This is a genomic window from Microbispora sp. NBC_01389, assembly GCF_045040095.1.
Lineage (GTDB): Bacteria > Actinomycetota > Actinomycetes > Streptosporangiales > Streptosporangiaceae > Microbispora.
In genome coordinates, this window is sequence record NZ_CP109552.1 from 2008173 (window position 1) to 2024729 (window position 16557).

Below are 16557 nucleotides of genomic sequence, written 5' to 3' on the forward strand. Positions count from 1 at the left end.
GTGCCGCGCGGCGTCACCGGGCGGCCGGACGGGCCCCCGCCTCCCTACGGCGTTCGCGGCGGGGCTCCACGTGGGCGTCCGGGCCGGGGAAGATGAGGGTCTCGTGCTCCTCGTCCAGCCATCTGACCATGTACGGCGGGGACCCGTCGCTGTGGTGGAGGGCCGTGATGACGCCCGTACGGCGAGGCCCGTCCAGGTGAAGGCTCTCGATGATCAGCCGGTCGCCGACTGCCGCTTTCATGTACGCCCCCTTCTCCCCCGTCGCTGCTCTTCCAGCGTGGCCGGGGCCGCGCCTCCCGCTTAGGGCAGGAGGTCCCGTAACCGAGGGACCTCCTGCCCTGTCGCCGCGGATGGATCAGCCTCCGGGGCCCTGTTCGATCTCGCGGGCGGCGGCCTCGCGGGCGGCGGCGGCGCGGCGGACCCGGGCGCCGTCGGCGCGTTCCGCCTCGTCCAGGGACAGCTCGACCTCGGCCAGCGCCGCCTCCAGGCGGGGGAGGACGTGGTCGCGGAGCGCGCGGATGCGGCGGCCGGTCGCCTCCTCCTCGGCGGCCACGACGCGGGCGGCCGCCGCGGCGACCGCGTGGTCCACGGCGGCCCGCAGCGCGGCGCGGCAGGCCTCGCGGGCGGGGACGAGCGCGGCGGTGAGCGGGAGCGGAGCCGACGGCCCGGGCTCGTCCGGCGGGCGGAAGAGCGCCCGGCGGGGATAGCGCGTCCCCATCGCGTCGGTCCAGTCCACTCGCACCTCGGCGAGGCGGCCGTCGCTGCCCAGCCGGATCACCCGCCGTCCGCCGAGCAGCGCGGCGCGCGACACCCACGCGTCGGCGGCCCGGCAGGCCTCCTCCCACTCCCGGCCGGTGCGGGCGGCCTCGCGGGCGAGGCGGTCCCGCTCCTGCCGCAGGAGCCGCAGCTTGCGGTCGAGCACGGCGAGTCCGTGGCGCAGCACGGCCAGCCGGTGCCGCAGCCACAGCCGCCCGGCCCTCCCGGGAGGGACGCGGATTCTCAACGTCTCTCCCGGTAGCCCGCGTCGAGCGCTTCGGGCGACAGCATGGTCAGGTCCCGGCGGGGAAGCACGGAGACGACCTCCCAGGCACGGCCGAAGGTGTCCGCGAGCGAGCGGGGCTCGTCGCCGCGCTGGGCGAGCAGCCGCCGCGTGAACGCCTCCGCCAGCGCGAGGTGACGGCGGTCTCCCTCGCCGAGGGCGCTCTCCCCGACCAGTTCGGCCAGTTCCCTCGCCTGCCGGGCGCGGGAGAGGGCGGCGACGATCTGCGCGGCGAGGTCGGCGTGTTCCGGCCGCGTACGGCCCGCACCCACGCCCGCCCGCATCATCCGCGACAGGGAGGAGAGCGGGTCGATGTGCGGATAGGGGCCGACGTCCCTGGTCAGCAGGATCTGGCCTTCGGTGATGTAACCGGTGAGGTCGGGCACCGGATGCGTGATGTCCCCCGCCGGCATGGTGAGCACCGGCAGCACGGTGAGGGAGCCGGGACGTCCCCGCACCCGTCCGCACCGTTCGTACAGGGAGGCGAGGTCGCTGTAGAGATAGCCGGGGTAGGCCCGCCGGGCGGGGATCTCCCCGCGTGCGGCCGACACCTCCCGCACCGCCTCGCAGTAGCCGGTCATGTCGGCGAGCACCACCAGCACGTGGTGTCCCATGGCGAAGGCGAGGTGCTCGGCGATGGTCAGGGCGAGCCGCGGCGTGAGGATCCGTTCGATGACGGGGTCGTCGGCGAGGTTCAGCAGCAGGGTCAGCTCGCCGGCGGCGGAGCGCTCCTCCAGAGTGTCCCGTACGGTGGCCGCGTCGGCGTGGGTCAGCCCGATCGCGGCGAAGACGACGGTGAACGTCTCGCCTCCGGCGTTCGCCTGCGCGGCGATCTGGGCGGCCAGCTCCAGGTGGGGCAGCCCGCCGGCGGAGAACACGGCGATCTTCTGTCCCCGGACCAGGGTGGTCAGCAGGTCGATGGCGGAGACACCGGTGAGCACCGGATCCGACGGGGGCTCGCGCAGGGTGGGGTTGAGGGGGAGACCGTTCACGGCCGCGTCCGCCGCGCCGAAGACCGGCGGCCCGCCGTCCAGCGGCCGGCCGCGGCCGTCGCAGACCCGGCCCAGCCAGCCCGGGCCGACGGGGATCCGCAGGGGATGCCCGGCGAAGGCGACGCGGGTGCCCTCGGCCCGGATCCCGGCGGTGCCCTCGAAGACCTGGACGACGGCGAGGTCGCGGTCGGCCTCCAGGACGAGACCCTGGCGGCGCTCCCCCGTCTCCAGCTCGATCGACGCCTGCTCGTCCCAGCCGACGCCCCCGGTGGTGCGGACCACGACCAGCGGCCCGCGCAACTCGACCACGTCCGTGTACTCCACCGGCGCCCATACCGGGGCCCAGGCCGTCATCGCGATCCCTCCAGCGCGGCGAGCACCGCGTCGCGCCGGGCCGCGATCTCCTCCTCGGGCGCCTCCTTGGCCCGCAGGATCGGGGTGAAGTCCTGCTGTTCCAGCCGTGCGACCGGCACCTGGCCCTCGACAAGGGTCCGGCAGCGGTCGACGACCGCGAGCAGCGCGTCGGCGAGCAGGGCGGTGCGCTCCGGCCGGCAGAAGGGGTCGCGGGGGCTGAGCGCGCTCTGCCGCAGGAAGCCCTCCGCGATCAGCCGTCCGGCGAGCAGGGTGACCCGTTCCTGCGGGGGAAGCGTGCCGGCTCCGACCAGCTCGGCCAGCGCGGAGACGCGCTCGGCCTCCGCGAGCAGGCCGCTCACCCGCCCCCGTCGCTCCGCGCCGTCCGGGACCGCCGCGGCCATCGCGTCCGCGTCGCGGGCGAAGGACCCCGGCCAGGACACCGCGGGGTAGTGCCGCGCGTAGGCGAGGTCGCGGTCCAGCGCCCAGAAGGTGCGGACGAACCGCTGGGTCTGCGCGGTGACCGGCTCCGTCATGTCGCCGCCGGGCGGGGAGACCGCGCCGATGATCGTGACCGACCCGGTGGCGCCGCCGAGCGTGGTCACCCGGCCCGCTCTTTCGTAGAAGGCCGCGAGGGCGGAGGCCAGATCGGCGGGATAGCCCTCCTCCGCCGGGAGCGCGCCGCGGCGCGAGCCGAGCTCACGCAGGGCCTCCGCCCACCGGGAGGTCGAGTCGGCGATGACCACCACGTCGTAGCCCATGTCGCGGAAGTGCTCGGCCACCGTGACGCCGGTGTAGACGCTGGCCTCGCGGGCCATCATCGGCATGTTCGACGTGTTGGCGATCACGACGGTCCGGTCCGCGAGCCGCCCGCCGGTGCGCGGGTCGGCCAGCTCGCCCAGCTCGGCGACGACGTCCGCCATCTCGTTGCCGCGCTCCCCGCAGCCGACGTACACCACCACGTCGGCGTCGCACCATTTGGCGATCTGCTGGAGCAGCACGGTCTTGCCGGTGCCGAACCCTCCGGGCACGGCCACCGTGCCGCCGAGGGACACCGGCAGCAGCAGGTCGACGACCCGCTGCCCGGTCGTCAGGGGGACCGGCTCGGGGAGCCGGGCGGCGTACGGCAGGGCCCGCCGCACCGGCTGCTCGCGTTCGAGAGTCACCTCGACGCCTCCCACGACCGCGACGGGCGCCCGGGAGGGGCAGGGGCCCGCTGGCCGGATCCGCGCCACCTCGCCGCCGGGTGAGAGCACCAGGTAGGGCGGTGACGAGCCGCTCTCGACGCTGCCCAGGGGCGTTCCGCGCGGCGCCGCGCGGCCCTCCCCGGCCAGCGGCGTGAAGCGCCACGAGCGGTCATCCGTACGGGCGGGCGGTGCGGCGGGGTCGAGCCACATGCCGACGCCGCCGAGGGGGCGGAGCAGCCCGTCGAACACCCCGCCGAGCAGGTGGGGGCCCAGGCGGGCCGACAGTGGCGCGCCCCGGCGCTCGGCGGGCTGGCCCGGGGCGAGCCCGCCCGTGTACTCGTACGCCTGGACGGTGGCCCGGTCGCCGCGCAGGGCGATGATCTCGCCGGGCAGCCGGTGCGGCCCGAGGACGACCGACTCGAACATCGCCGCCCCGGCCAGGCCCTCGATCTCGACCAGCGGACCGTTCACCCTCGTCACGGTGCCCACAGGAGTTCCACCTCCGCGCCGAGGGCGTCGACGGCGCGTTCCGCGAGCGCCGTGAGGGAGCAGTCGACCCGGCGGCCCGGCCCCTCGGCCACGACCCCGCCGTCCGGGTGCTCGCGGATCACCAGATCCGCGCCGCCCGACTCACGGGCCAGTTCGCCCAGGCGGTCGAGGAGCCGGGGATAGCAGGGATCGCCGCGGAGCGCCCGCACCGCCGCGACGACCCGTCCGCGCAGGTCCGCCAGGGCCTCCCGCCGGGCGGCCAGTTCCCGGCCGCGCGCCTCCCGGCGGGCGCGCGCCCGCGCCGCCGCCGCGTGCGCCGCCGCCTCCGCCTCCCCCTGCCGGGTGGCGTCGGCGACGACGGCCGAGGCATCCCGGCGGGCGTCGGCGACCGTACGGGCGGCCTCGCGCTCGGCCGCGCCGGCGACGGCGTCCGCGTCCAGCCGCGCCTGCCGCAGCAGCGCCTCCGTCACGGGAGCGAGCGCGTCCCGCATCGGCGTCATCCCGGCATCACCACCGTCAGCGGACCGCCGGACGCCTCCCCCGGCGCGGTGGGGTCGAGGGCCTCGGCGGCCCGGGGAGTGAGGACCACGACCGCCACCCCCGGCCCGAGGCTCAGCCAGGCCGTACGGACCTCCTCGGCGTCCTCGGCCACGAGGACCCGCGCGCCCGCCAGGCCGAACCCGGCGACGCGGACGGCCTCTCCGATCACGGCCACGGTTCCCACGCCCGTCACGCCCTCTGGATCAGGATGACGCCGACGACGAGGCCGTAGATCGCGATTCCCTCGGCGAGGCCGACGATGACGATGGCCCGGCCGAACAGTTCGGGCCGCTCGCTCATCGCGGCGAGGGCGGCGGCCCCGGTGTAGGCGACGGCGATGCCGGCGCCGATCGCCGAGACCCCGACCGCGATGGCCGCGCCGAGCAGCGCCGTCCCGTTCACGGCCGCGGCGGCCGCCGCCGCCTGGGCACCGCCCGCGTCCGCCCTTGGAGCGCCCGCCGCGGTGAGCGCCGCGAGAAGGACGGCGAGGGCGGCGAGCACGACGACGGCGTTCACGGCCTGCAGGCCTCTCCTGATCCAGACGGACATGACCTCGCCTCCCCGGATGTCGGTGGAAGACGCCACGGACGGAACGGACGCCCCTCGGCCTGGAAGAGCCGGGAGAACAGCTCGTAGTACTCGAGCCGCAGCGCCTGGACGCCGACCACCAGCGCCTCGATCGTGAACGCGAGCGCGTTGCCGACGACGAAGACCACCACCGCGGCGACCGGGCGGCCCGCCCACAGCGTGGTCGTGCCCACCCAGACGATGGAGCCGATGGCCGCGTGGGTGAGGCCGAACGCCGCGAGCCGGGCGAACGACACGAGGTTCGCGCCCAGCCGTACGACAACGTCGAACAGCCGCATGACGGCCTGGGCGATCCCGCTCGGACCACCGCCGGCGTCGGCCAGGAAGCCGGTGAAGGCCAGGACCAGCCCCGTGGCGGCGAGCAGGCCGCCGGCCAGCGCGAGGAGGTCGAGGCCGGCGTACCAACCGGCGACCGCCAGGCCGGCCCCGGTGAACAGCGCCGCGCCGGCGATCCCGGCCGGGGAGTAGAGCGCGACCGGCCAGCCGCCCTCGCGCCATCGGTTGACGACGCCGAGCGCGTAGGCGGCGCCGAGCAGCAGCGCGCCGACGCCGAGCGCGGTGAGCAGGAGCTGGACGGGCTGGGCGAGCGGCGCCAGCCACAGCACCGGCACCAGGCCGGTGGGCCCGAAGAACTCCCCGTAGGCCAGGCCGAACAGGATGCTCGTCACCCCCGCGCCGAGGGCGAACGGCCACCCCCGGCCGAACCGGGCCAGCGCTCCCGGGCGGCCCGCGCGGCCTGTGCGGTCTGTGCGGCCCGTCCGGTGCGCGCGGTACAGCACCGCCGCCGCGACGAGCAGCAGCACCCCGTGACCGGCGTCGCCGAACATCATGCCGAACATCACGACGTACGCCCCGGCCGCGAGCGGAGTGGGATCGATGTCGCGGTAGGGCACGGTCCCGTACGTGGAGACGACCGGGGACAGCGACCCGCGCAGCCCGCCCGCCCGCAGCAGCGACGGCGCCTCGGCGCCCCTCGGCCGGGAGATCGCGACGACCGCGCCGCCGAGGGCCGCGAGACGGCCCGCCAGTTCGGGCATCGCCGGGGCGGGCATCCAGCCGGCGAGCGCCGCGACCTCGTCCCGGACGACGGCCGTACGCGCCACCGTCTCCAGGGAGGCGTCGGCGGGCGTGGACAGTTCGACCAGCCCGGCGTCCCCGACCCGCCGCAGCACGTTGGTCAGCACGCGCGAGGGCGCCACGATCGCGACCCGTTCCATCCGGACCGGCCGCATAGCGTCCCGCCAGGCCGGGTTCGAGGCGGCGGGGCGCGGGCCGGCCGGGTTCGAGGCGGTGGGATGCGGGTCGGCCGGGTTCGAGGCGTCCGGGTTCGAGGCGTCCGGGTTCGAGGCGGCGGGGCGCGGGTGGCCGGCGTCAGAGGAGGACTCAGAGGAGGACTCAGAGGAGGACATCGCCGCCGCCTCCCCGCGCGGCCAGTTCCAGCGCGGCCCGGACCCGGCGGGCGTCCGCGGCGAGCACGGCCACGGCCCCCAGGACGGGCCCGGCCGAGAAGGCGGAGCCCGCGAGCAGGGCGCGGCCGTCGTCCTCCACCCGTCTCCACCAGCGCCGTTCGGCGGTCCACAGCCCACTCGGGTCGTCGACTTCCAGCAGCGCCCAGCGCGCGGAGGAGGGCAGGCGCGGGGTCATGTCCGCGACGGACGCCGCCGCGAGCGCGTCCGGCCCCAGCAGGGCGCGGGAGCGGTCACCCGCCCAGGCCGGAAGCTCACGGCGCTCCGCGTGCCGTTCCCGGGCGACCAGCAGGGCCGTCGCGCCGGCGACCCAGTCCCGGGCGGCCGGCGGAAGGGTCGCGGCGAGCCGTTCCGCCCAGGACAGGCGCATGCCGAGCTGGATCTCCCGGCGGGCCGCGCCACCGGGATCACCCCACGGGGACGCCGCCAGGGTCGTCCGGATCTCGGTCAGCGACCGGCACCGCCGCAGCCGCGGCCAGGTCGTGGCGAGCGACCCGAGGACGAACTCGGGCTCGGCGGGCCGGCCGCTCAGGCGGCACATCAGTTCGTCCACGTTCGCGATCTCGAACCACCGGGCGATCAGGCGCATCATCTGGCCGCCCTCCCTCGGGAGCCAGCCGGCCAGGACGCGCACGTGCCACAGGAGCGTGGCGAGCACCGCCCACTGGGCGTCGGCCAGGCTCTGGCCGGGCCGTACGTCGTGCCCGTAGGAGGAGCGCGCGAGCACGGCCACCGCCTCGGCGCAGGAGCCGCAGGCGGCGAGACTGCGGGCCCGGCGCGGGCCGAGCCCCCGGCTCAGCAGCGCCCTCGCCCGGGTGGACCCGGAGACCCAGGCGGCGGTCACGGCGGATCACCCGCGAGAGCCCGGACCTCCGCGACGACCAGGGCGACCAGGTCCGGCGTCCGCTCCGCCGCGCGTTCGCGGACGCGCTCGGCCGCCGCCTCCGCGTCCCGGAGGAGAGTCGCGGCCTCCTCCTCCGCCCTCAGCAGGGCCGACGACGCGGCCCGCGCCCGCGCGGCCGCCGCCTCCACCCGCGCCGCGGACAGGACGTCGGCGGCCCGGGCCCGCGCGTGGTCCCGCGTCTCCTCGGCGCACTGACGGGCGGCGCGCCGCTCCCGGGCACACCGCTCCCGCGTCTCCTCCAGGAAGGAGAAGACCGCCTCCAGTTCGGTCGCCGGGTCGGCCGCGTAGTCGGCCGGCACTCCGGCGGGCGCCGCGGCGCCGGGTATGCCCGCCGGACGGAACCGCTCGAGGAAGTCACGCAACCGAGCCATCCGTTCACCTCCACCCGCATGGAGTGATGCCCCGGCAATGGTCGCATCGTGCAGGTCGGCGGCCCCGAAACTGGTGCCCCTCCCGCCAATCTTTGCCCCGGTCGCGCCCCGTCCGCTCGCCTCAGCCGCCGATGCGGTAGGGCCGCATCATCTCGTTGTCCTCGTGCTCCAGCATGTGGCAGTGCCACACGAAGAGCCCGGGCCGGTCGAAGTGGGCCTTGACCTGGGTCACCTCCCGGGGCAGGGCGATGACCGTGTCCTTGCGTCCCCGCTCCCAGGGCCGGGCCGGCCGCGCCGTGCCGTGGAACGGCGTGCGGTCCAGCACCTCGAACAGGATCTCGTGGATGTGGATGGGATGCGCGTCCGGAGTGAGGTTGTGGAACTCCCACACCTCGACGTCGCCGACGCCCGGGTTCTCCGTGACCGGGTCGTGCCACCTTCGCGCGGCCCAGCCCGGCCCGGCGGCGTCGCCCAGCAGGGTCGCGACGGGACCCGCTCCCCGGACGGCCGAGCCCTGCTCCAGCAGGGCGAGCCGCCTCGTCCGTACGGCCGGGCCGAGCCGGGCGGTCCGGGGGAGCTCCAGCTGGTCGGGCGGCACGCTGGAGTCGCGGCCGGAGGCCGGCCGCACCAGGAACTTCAGCACCTGCCCGGTGGTGGCGGGATCGGCGGGCGCGGCCGCGGCGTCCCCCTGGTACGGCCCGTCGGGCCCCTCGTTCACCAGGTAGAGCGGGGTGCCCGGGGGGACGCCGGTGAAGTCGACCACCACGTCGGCGCGTTCGGCCGGGGCGAGCAGCAGCCGGTCGAGCGCGACCGGCGCGGGCAGGAACGCGCCGTCGGAGCCGATCTGCCAGAACGGCAGCGCCGATCGGACGGGCCGGGCCACCGGTGCGGCGGCGATGCCGAGGTCGAGGACCCTGGCGTTGCAGCCGTTGAGGAAGCGGAACCGGTAACGGCGCCGCTCCACCTCCAGCAGCGGCCAGGTCCGGCCGTTCACCGTCATGGTGGCGCCGAAGAACTCCGGCACCCAGATGGGCGGGACGTCGGTGTGCGGGACGTACGGGCCGCCGTACCCGCGGGCCGCGCGGCTGTCCGGGTAGAAGAGCGAGCCGTCCGCCGCGAACGTCCTGTCCTGGACGACGATCGGGATCTCGTGGCAGCGGGTGCCCGCCCCCGGCGCGGGGCCGGGAAGGACGCCGGGCGGCAGGTCGTCCGGGCCGCCGCGGAGCAGATAGAACCCGGCCAGGCCGGCGTAGACGTTGAGCCGGGTCATCCCGAGCACGTGGTCGTGGTACCAGAGGGTGCCCGGGTGCTGGTCGTTGCCGTACCGGTAGACGGCCGACCCGGCCCGCCAGGCGACGCCCGTACGAGCCGCGTGGGCGGCGGCGAAATCGGCGTACCTGGACCCCTCCCGGGCGTAGCCGTCCGGGATCTCGGCGGCGGCCAGGAACCACGCCTCGGGATATCCGTCGCTGTCGTCCAGGCTGTGCCCGCCGTGCAGGTGGGTCACCACCGGGACCGGCCCCCGGTACGGCCCGGGGGTCGCGGCGAACGCCGGCCTGCGGTCGCGGCCCGTCCGGCCGCCGGGCGGGTTCGCCCAGTGCAGCGTCGGGTCGACGGGCAGCAGATGCGGGAGATGATCACCCCACCGGTCCGTCAGCTCGTTCACCCAGGTCACCTGGACGGGGTGGTCCACCCGGGCCTCGATCGTGCGTCCCGGAACGGCGAACGTGCCCGGGTGCGGGGCCGAGCCGTAGCCGAAGACGGCCGTGGCCGGTGCGCCGGGCGGCAGGATCTGCTGCCGGAACCGGCGCACGCCGATGACGTAGCGGTCGGGCGAGCCGTCACCCGTGGGCGCGGCCCGCATCACGGTGGGCATCACGGCGGGAACGGGCAGCGCGGCCACGTATTTGGGCACGGACGCGGCGTCGAGCAGCGGCAGCCCGGCGGGCGCCGGCCGGCGGGCGGGTCCCGCCGGTCCGTGCGCCCCCACGAGCGGGACCGCCGCGCATCCTGCGAGGAAGTCCCGTCGGGTCAGCCGCTGTGCGTCCGGTTGCGCGTCCGGCTGTGCGTCCGGTTGCGCGGCCCCTTGTGCGGCCCCTTGTGCGTCCCGTTTGTTCATGGCGAACCCCCGCCGCCCCGGCACTCCCTTCCATCATGCCCGGATCGCCCGGGTCAAACGCCGTTGATCGTCCACTGGTTGTTGGTGTTGTTGTTCGGCGCCCACATGCCGACGGCGGAGCCGGCGCTGGTGTAGCCCATGCCGTCGAGGGACGTCCCGGTGCCGCGGTTGACGATCTGGTAGCGGCCGTTGCCGACGTCGTTCAGGCGCCACTGCTGGTTGTTGTTGCCGCTCCAGGCCGCCTGCCTGGCGTTGGCGCCGTTCGAGGAGTTGCCCCAGCTGTCGATGACCATGCCGTTGGTGCGGTTGACGATGCGGTACCAACCGCCGCCCAGGTCGACCAGCTGCCACTGCAGGTTGGTGCTGCCGTCCCAGTTCCACTGCTTGAGGTTCGAGCCCGACGCCACGTTGCCGCCGCTGTCCAGCACCAGGCCGGTGGTGGCGTTGGCGATCCGCACGTAGGCCGAGGGCACCGGCGTCGGCGACACCGACGGCGACGGCGACGGCGTGGAGGTGCTGCCGGAGCCGGTCAGGCGATAGGTGCGGCCGGCCTGGCCGGGCAGCGCGATGACGTCGGCCTCGGGCTTGGTGACGGTGACGGCGCTGCCGGTCTCGGCGTCGACCACCTGGTAGGTGCCGGTGAAGATCCGGCTGCGCACGTTGACGGTGCCGGCGCGGTCGAACTTGACGAGGATCTCGGTGATCGCGCCGGAGCTCCAGGTCGCGCCGACGGTGTAGCCGCCGCGTCCCCGCAGGCCCTGCACCTTGCCGGTCGACCACGCCGACGGCAGCGCGGGCAGCACGTGCAGCTCGCCGTTGTGGCTCTGCAGCAGCATCTCGGCGATGCCCGAGGTGGCGCCGAAGTTGCCGTCGATCTGGAACGGCGGGTGCAGGTCGAACATGTTCGGCGCGAGCCGGTCCGTCCTGACCAGGAGGCGGATCAGGTTGCGCGCGCGGTCGCCCTCCTCCATCCGCGCCCAGTAGTTGATCTTCCAGGCGAGGGACCAGCCGGTGCCGTCGTCGCCGCGCAGTTCGAGGGTCCGGCGGGCGGCGTTGTAGAGCGTGGGGGTGCCCCGCTTGGTGATCTGGTTGCTGGGGTGCAGGCCGTACAGGTGCGAGATGTGCCGGTGCTGCGGCTCGGTCTCCACCCAGTCGTACAGCCACTCCTGGATGTTGCCGCGCGAGCCGACCTTCATCGGAGGGAGCCGGTCCCGGGCGGCCAGGACCTGGCTCCGGAAGGTCGCGTCCGTGCCGAGGACCTCGCTGGCCTTGGCGCAGCCGTTGAACAGGTCGCGCAGGATCTGGTTGTCCATCGTCGGGCCGGCGCACACGCTGACGCCGGAGTGGTGGTTCAGCTCGGGGGAGTTCGACGGGTTCGTCACCAGATAACCCAGGCTCGGCTCCTGGACGAGCGTCTCCAGGAAGAACTGCGCCGCGCCCTTCATCGCCGGGTAGTACTGCCGGAGGAAGTCGACGTCGCCGGTGAACAGGTAGTGGTCCCAGATCATGGTGGACAGCCACGCGCCGCCGGTCTGCCACATGCCCGCCGAGGCGAAGTCGACCACCGACGAACCCCGCCAGCCGTCGGTGTTGTGGTGGGTCACCCAGCCGCCCGCGTTGTACTCCACCCGGGCCGTACGGGCGCCGCTGACCGTGAGGTCGTTGATCATCCGGAACACCGGCTCGAAGCACTCCGGCAGGTTCGTCGTGTTCGTCGGCCAGTAGTTCATCGGCAGGTTGGCGTTGAGGGTGTACTTCGAGTCCCACGCCGGGCTCAGCGAGTCGTTCCAGATGCCCTGCAGGTTGGCCGGCTGGGTGCCCGGCCGCGAGGAGGAGATCAGCAGGTAGCGGCCGTACTGGAACAGCAGCACCGAGAACTGCGGGTCGTTGGTGTTCGCGTGCTGCGCGATCCGCACGTCGGTCGGCTGGTCGGCGGCCGAGGTGCGGCCGAGGTCGAGCGTGGTGCGCCCGAACAGCCGCTGGTAGTCGGCCACGTGCCGGGAGCGCACGTCGTCGTACGTCCTGCCGTTGACGGCGTCGAGGTAGCGCCGCGCGATGCCCTGGTAGTCGCCGCTCGTGTCCTTGTAGTTCACGTAGCTGGAGCCGATGGAGACGTACACGGTCACGCTGTTGGCGCCCCGCACCTGGAGGGTGCCGCCCGAGCTGCTGACCGTGCCGCCGTCGGCGACGGCCCGGGCCAGCGCCAGGAATTTGACCTTGCCCGCCAGCCCCCGCTGGTCGCCGGAGACGCCGTCGAGCGCCACCGTCGTGCCGTCCGGGCTGGAGCGCGTGGTCCGCTGGGGGCTGTCGAACGTCGCGGAGAACGTGATCGAGCCGCCCCTGTCGGCGGTGAGGCGAATGGCGATCACCTGGTCCGGCGCGCTCGCGAGCACCTCACGCCGGTACCGCACGCCGTTCTGCAGGTACGTGGTGGTCGTGGTGGCCGTGGTCAGGTCCAGGAAACGGCTGTACTCCGAGACTCCGCTGTTGCTGCCGAAGGTGAGCCGCAGGTTGCCGACGGTCTGGTACGCGAGCTGGGCCGAGGGGTTGCCCAGCATGTTCTGGTCGATCAGGGTCTGGGCCTGGCTCCACTGGCTCTGGAAGATCAGCTGCCGGATCTGCGCGAGCGCCCCGGCGCCCCTCGTGTTGCTCTGGTCGTACGGCCCGCCCGCCCAGATGGTGTCCTCGTTGAGCTGCAGCCGCTCGGTGTCGACGTTGCCGAACACCATCGCGCCCAGCCGGCCGTTGCCGATCGGCAGCGCGCGCAGCCAGTCGGTGCCGGCGCTCGCGTCGTACCACAGGGCCAGGTCGTTCGCGGCGCGCACCTCGGGAGGGGCCGCGGCGGCGGCGCGGGCGGCCGCCGTCCACTGGAACGGCGCCAGCGCGGCTCCGGCTCCGGCCGCGCCGAAGCGCAGCGCTTGCCTTCGGGTGAAATCAGACAATTCACTTTCTCCAAGTTCACGGCGGGGACGGACACCTGGAATCGTTTCGACCGGGAGTTCCACTCCGGCGAGACGTGGCGGGTGTCCGGGGGGATGACCTGCGGCCCGAAGGCCCTGAGCGAGGTGGCGGTAGGGGTGAAGTTCTCTCCGGCAGAGCCTCCCACCGCCATAAGAGGCCCTGCCGGAGCCCGGAGAGGGTCGTGTGCCGCCCCTCTCCGGAGTCAACGGGACATCGGGCGGCACACCGTGCCGCGGGCGGTCACGGGCTGGTGCAGGTGAGGGTGGGGGTCGACGGCGTGCCGGTGGCGAGGAACCCGAAGGTGGCCGAGCCGCCCGCCGGGAGCGAGCCGTTGAAGGAGGCGTTCTTCACCGTCACCGCGGAGCCGCTCGTGGTCAGCGTGCCGTTCCAGAGCTGGCTGATCGTCTGGCCGCTGCCGAGCGTCCACCTGACCGTCCAGCCGTTGACCGCCGAGCCGCCCGCCGTCACCGTGACCTCTCCCTGGTAGCCGCCGGGCCACGAGTTCACCGTGTGGTACGCGGCCACGCAGGCGCCCGGCGGCGGGGGCGACGGGCTGGTGGACGGCGACGGCGACTGCGACGGCGACTGCGACGGGGAGGGCGAGGGCGACGGCGAGCGCGACGGGCTGGCCGAGGGGGAGGCGCTCGGCGACGGCGACGACCCGCCCGGCGGCACGTACGGGCACTTGTTGCGGTACATCGAGATGTTGCCGGAGTCCGCCAGCGGGCACAGGAACTGGGTGTACCGGGTGTCGTTGTCCACCCAGATCTTCAGCCAGGGGATCAGCACCCGCATCTCGGTCGTGTTGGCCCGCGTCGCGAACAGGTGGTCCACCCCGGTGATCTCCACCCACGCGCTCGGCGTCGAGGCCGGGATCGTGGTGTAGAGCCCGTTGAGGTAGGACTGCGTGACCGTCGTGTCCTTCTGCCCCGAGATGAACATCGTCGGCACGCGGTCGTTGGACAGGCCGTAGTCACCGACGGGCGAGCCGGGCGCGAGCCCGATCCCGGCCTTCAGGGTGGGCCGCCGGAGGATCGCGCTGAGCACCCCCGCGCCGCCCGCCGAGTGGCCGACGACCGACAACCGGTTCGGGTCGACGCGGTCACGCACCGAGCTGCGCTGGGTGAGGTAGTCGAGCGCGGCGAGCAGCTGGGTCCCCCGGGCGTCCGCGCTGTCGGTGCGGGTGTTGGTCTCGATGCCGATCACCACGAAGCCGAAGGAGGCGAGCCAGGGGCCCATCCAGGCCTCTTCGTTGGCGAAGAGGGCCGAGTAGCCCGGCACGATCGCGACCCCGCCGAACGTGCCCTGGCTGGTGTCGGTCGGATAGTAGATCACTCCGCCACCGAAGCCGTTGCCGGCCGGCACGCTGGTCTGCGCGGTCGCGAAGGTCCCTCTGTTGGCCGCGACGCTCGCCACGGTCGGGTTCGGCCCGCGCTGGTAGGGATTGTCCGCGGCCGAGGCCGGCTGGGTCGCGACGGCCGCAGAGAACAGCCCGGCGACGGCCACAGCCGCCGCCATCGCCCGGCCCAGCGCGCGCCGGAGCGACCGGCTCCGCGAGCCGGGCCCGGACGCGGGCGGGTCCGTGGCTGGTCGCCGGGTCCCCGGCGGAACTGCGTGTGCGCCCATGCCTGAGCCTCCATGACTGAAATCAGAAAAGGGGAAACGCGGGGCATTGAGCGCTGGACGCCGTGCTCCCGGGCAGGGGAGCGCACACCATGCGGGCGTCGCGAACGGCGGCCCTCCGCCCCGCGCACCACCACCGGACAGCGGGAGACCGCCTCGGGGCTCAGTGTGGAAACATCACCGAAATGTGTCAAGAGTAGGGTGACGCCGCGAAAGCACCGATCTATGCAAATCGCCTCGTGATCCCGGCATCGTCCCGGCCGGCGCGTGATCCGGGAGCGGAGTCATCGGATGAACGTTTCACCCCGTCGCCGTTTCCGCTGGGCCCGCAGAGCCCCCTGATACTGCAGTTTGACCGCGTTCACGCGCTCCCGCGTTCGCGTCCGGACGTACAACGCCACTTGACACCGTGCCCCCGCCTCGGCTTTGCTCCGCCCCACCACCACCGGTTGGGTCTCTCGAAACGGAGGGCGACAACGAGTTCGTTTTGTTAGCGTTAACAATCATCCGAGGGCATGGCTGCGGTTTTCCTCGGGACCCGGCGGACACCACGCCGCGGCCCCGCCGTCGCCGCCCCCTAGAAGTGCCCGCCGGAGGGACGTACTCTGGCGGGATGATCGAGCTGGGTTCGCGGGAGCGGAAACAACCGCCTCCCGCCCACGTCGTGTGGGAAAGCCTGACCGAACCGCGGCGTCCGGGCGGACGGCCATGGCTCGATCTGCGTCCGGACGAGGTCGAACCCCGCGTGCTGCGCGCGGTCAGACCGGAGCTGGTCGTCTGGTCGTCGCTCTGGCCCGAACGGCCCGGCGACGAGATCCGCTTCGACATCCGGCCCGCCGAGAACGGCTGCTCGCTGCGCTGGACGCTGTCGACGCCCGGGGAGTTCCCCGAACCGGCTGTCGTCGGCCATCTGCGTCATCGGCTCAACGTTCTGATCAACGCACGCCTCCGATTCTCCTACGGCCAGTGACCCCGGCCCGCCCTTGACCGTTCCCCCGGCGCGACCGAAGATCAGCGCATGGCCGCCCCCCAGGCGGCCAGGGAGTACGAATACGACCGTCGTCACCCATGCGTGAATTCGCGCTCACCCCTACCCGTCCTGAAGGGTTGCCGGTCGCACCACCCGCTCATAGGCTCAATTTTCGGGCCAGTGCCGCCACATCGGTTCTGGGAGGTTCTGGGGGAGGAACCGGTGCCGCGGGTGCGAAGAACAGGTGCCTACGCATTGGCGTTGGCCGTGCACGGAATTCCCGTTCTCATGCTCGCGCTCGGTGTGCTCGTTCTTTCCTCCACTACTGGATATCTGCTGACCTGGCTTGTCGGCGCTCTGTTCATCGCGATCGGGGTCTGCCTTCGGCCGCGGTTACCCCGGATTCCGCCTGACTCGGAACCGGTGACTTCCGCGCCGGCGCTGGAGGCTGTCGTGTCGCGGGTGGCCTCGGCGGTGGGGCTTGAGCCGCCGGTGAGGATCGTCGCCCGGGATCTGGACATGGGTGTGCTCTATCAGCGCGTTGGTCTGCGCGGGGAACCCGTTCTGTCGATCGGACTTCCGCTCTGGTTTTCTCTCAGCGCTCAGCAACGGGTGGCAGCGCTGGCAGAGGCCTGCCTGCTCTCCAGGAAGCGAAACGGGCTCATGATCGAGAGTGCCCTGTGGGCGCTGGATCTGTGGAGAGCGGCCCTGTTGGAGAGCGGTCCACTGAGTCACAGGTGGACGGCGCACACCATGATGGCAAGAGAGCTCGGTGCGGCTGTTTACGCCCCGCCCACGTTGTTAAGCGGATCGATCTGGAGCTGGAGCGCCACTACAGCCGGGCTTTGAGAAGCCTCAGCCTTCTGGTGGACTAGACAGGCGTGACAGACGGGCCGGTCAAGCGCATCCTCCGCTTATCGCTGTGCCTCGTGCCGCACAACCTCCTGCGGGAGAAGA

Annotated in this window: 15 protein-coding genes; 2 read left to right on the forward strand and 13 right to left on the reverse strand. The window is 73.7% G+C overall.

Features of this window, described 5'->3' with window-relative positions; all coding sequences use genetic code 11:
- Window positions 1-13: 13 nt before the first annotated feature.
- From OG344_RS08945 to OG344_RS09005, 13 genes are all read right to left on the reverse strand, one after another.
- Window positions 14-241 (reverse strand): DUF1918 domain-containing protein, encoded by a 228-nt coding sequence (locus tag OG344_RS08945; protein ID WP_405087808.1) that lies wholly within the window; start codon window positions 239-241, stop codon window positions 14-16.
- Between the two features lie 114 nt (window positions 242-355).
- Window positions 356-1003, reverse strand: coding sequence for a V-type ATP synthase subunit D (locus OG344_RS08950; RefSeq protein ID WP_405087809.1), 648 nt, complete (start codon window positions 1001-1003; stop codon window positions 356-358).
- A complete protein-coding gene (locus tag OG344_RS08955; protein WP_405087810.1) occupies window positions 1000-2385 on the reverse strand; it encodes a V-type ATP synthase subunit B in 1386 nt (461 codons plus the stop codon). Before OG344_RS08955 ends, OG344_RS08950 begins: the two co-directional genes overlap by 4 nt.
- Window positions 2382-4040, reverse strand: a complete 1659-nt coding sequence (locus OG344_RS08960) for a V-type ATP synthase subunit A (RefSeq protein WP_405087811.1) — start codon at window positions 4038-4040, stop codon at window positions 2382-2384. The genes OG344_RS08955 and OG344_RS08960 overlap by 4 nt, the downstream gene beginning before the upstream one ends.
- A gap of 5 nt (window positions 4041-4045) precedes the next feature.
- Window positions 4046-4549: a hypothetical protein gene (locus tag OG344_RS08965; protein WP_405087812.1), complete on the reverse strand. Its 504-nt coding sequence runs from the start codon at window positions 4547-4549 to the stop codon at window positions 4046-4048.
- A gap of 5 nt (window positions 4550-4554) precedes the next feature.
- Window positions 4555-4791, reverse strand: a complete 237-nt coding sequence (locus OG344_RS08970) for a V-type ATP synthase subunit F (RefSeq protein ID WP_405087813.1) — start codon at window positions 4789-4791, stop codon at window positions 4555-4557.
- Entirely contained in the window at window positions 4788-5147 is a 360-nt protein-coding gene (locus OG344_RS08975; protein WP_405087814.1) for an ATP synthase subunit C, read from the reverse strand. Before OG344_RS08975 ends, OG344_RS08970 begins: the two co-directional genes overlap by 4 nt.
- On the reverse strand, window positions 5111-6595 hold the full coding sequence (locus tag OG344_RS08980) for a V-type ATPase 116kDa subunit family protein (protein WP_405087815.1): 1485 nt from the start codon (window positions 6593-6595) through the stop codon (window positions 5111-5113). The genes OG344_RS08975 and OG344_RS08980 overlap by 37 nt, the downstream gene beginning before the upstream one ends.
- Window positions 6582-7496, reverse strand: a complete 915-nt coding sequence (locus OG344_RS08985; protein WP_405087816.1) for a hypothetical protein — start codon at window positions 7494-7496, stop codon at window positions 6582-6584. Before OG344_RS08985 ends, OG344_RS08980 begins: the two co-directional genes overlap by 14 nt.
- Entirely contained in the window at window positions 7493-7927 is a 435-nt protein-coding gene (locus tag OG344_RS08990; RefSeq protein ID WP_405087817.1) for a hypothetical protein, read from the reverse strand. The genes OG344_RS08985 and OG344_RS08990 overlap by 4 nt, the downstream gene beginning before the upstream one ends.
- Before the next feature lie 121 nt (window positions 7928-8048).
- The gene (locus OG344_RS08995; protein ID WP_405087818.1) at window positions 8049-9917 is read right to left on the reverse strand and encodes a multicopper oxidase family protein; all 1869 of its coding nucleotides are present in this window, start codon (window positions 9915-9917) and stop codon (window positions 8049-8051) included.
- Window positions 9918-10099: 182 nt separating this feature from the next.
- Window positions 10100-12988, reverse strand: a complete 2889-nt coding sequence (locus tag OG344_RS09000; RefSeq protein WP_405087819.1) for a glycosyl hydrolase family 95 catalytic domain-containing protein — start codon at window positions 12986-12988, stop codon at window positions 10100-10102.
- Between the two features lie 259 nt (window positions 12989-13247).
- On the reverse strand, window positions 13248-14633 hold the full coding sequence (locus OG344_RS09005) for a cellulose binding domain-containing protein (RefSeq protein ID WP_405087820.1): 1386 nt from the start codon (window positions 14631-14633) through the stop codon (window positions 13248-13250).
- A gap of 610 nt (window positions 14634-15243) precedes the next feature.
- On the opposite strand from OG344_RS09005, the gene OG344_RS09010 reads away from it, so the two are divergent.
- Both OG344_RS09010 and OG344_RS09015 read left to right on the forward strand, forming a co-directional pair.
- The gene (locus OG344_RS09010) at window positions 15244-15600 is read left to right on the forward strand and encodes a hypothetical protein (protein ID WP_405087821.1); all 357 of its coding nucleotides are present in this window, start codon (window positions 15244-15246) and stop codon (window positions 15598-15600) included.
- Between the two features lie 261 nt (window positions 15601-15861).
- A complete protein-coding gene (locus tag OG344_RS09015; protein WP_405087822.1) occupies window positions 15862-16449 on the forward strand; it encodes a hypothetical protein in 588 nt (195 codons plus the stop codon).
- Window positions 16450-16557 lie beyond the last annotated feature (108 nt).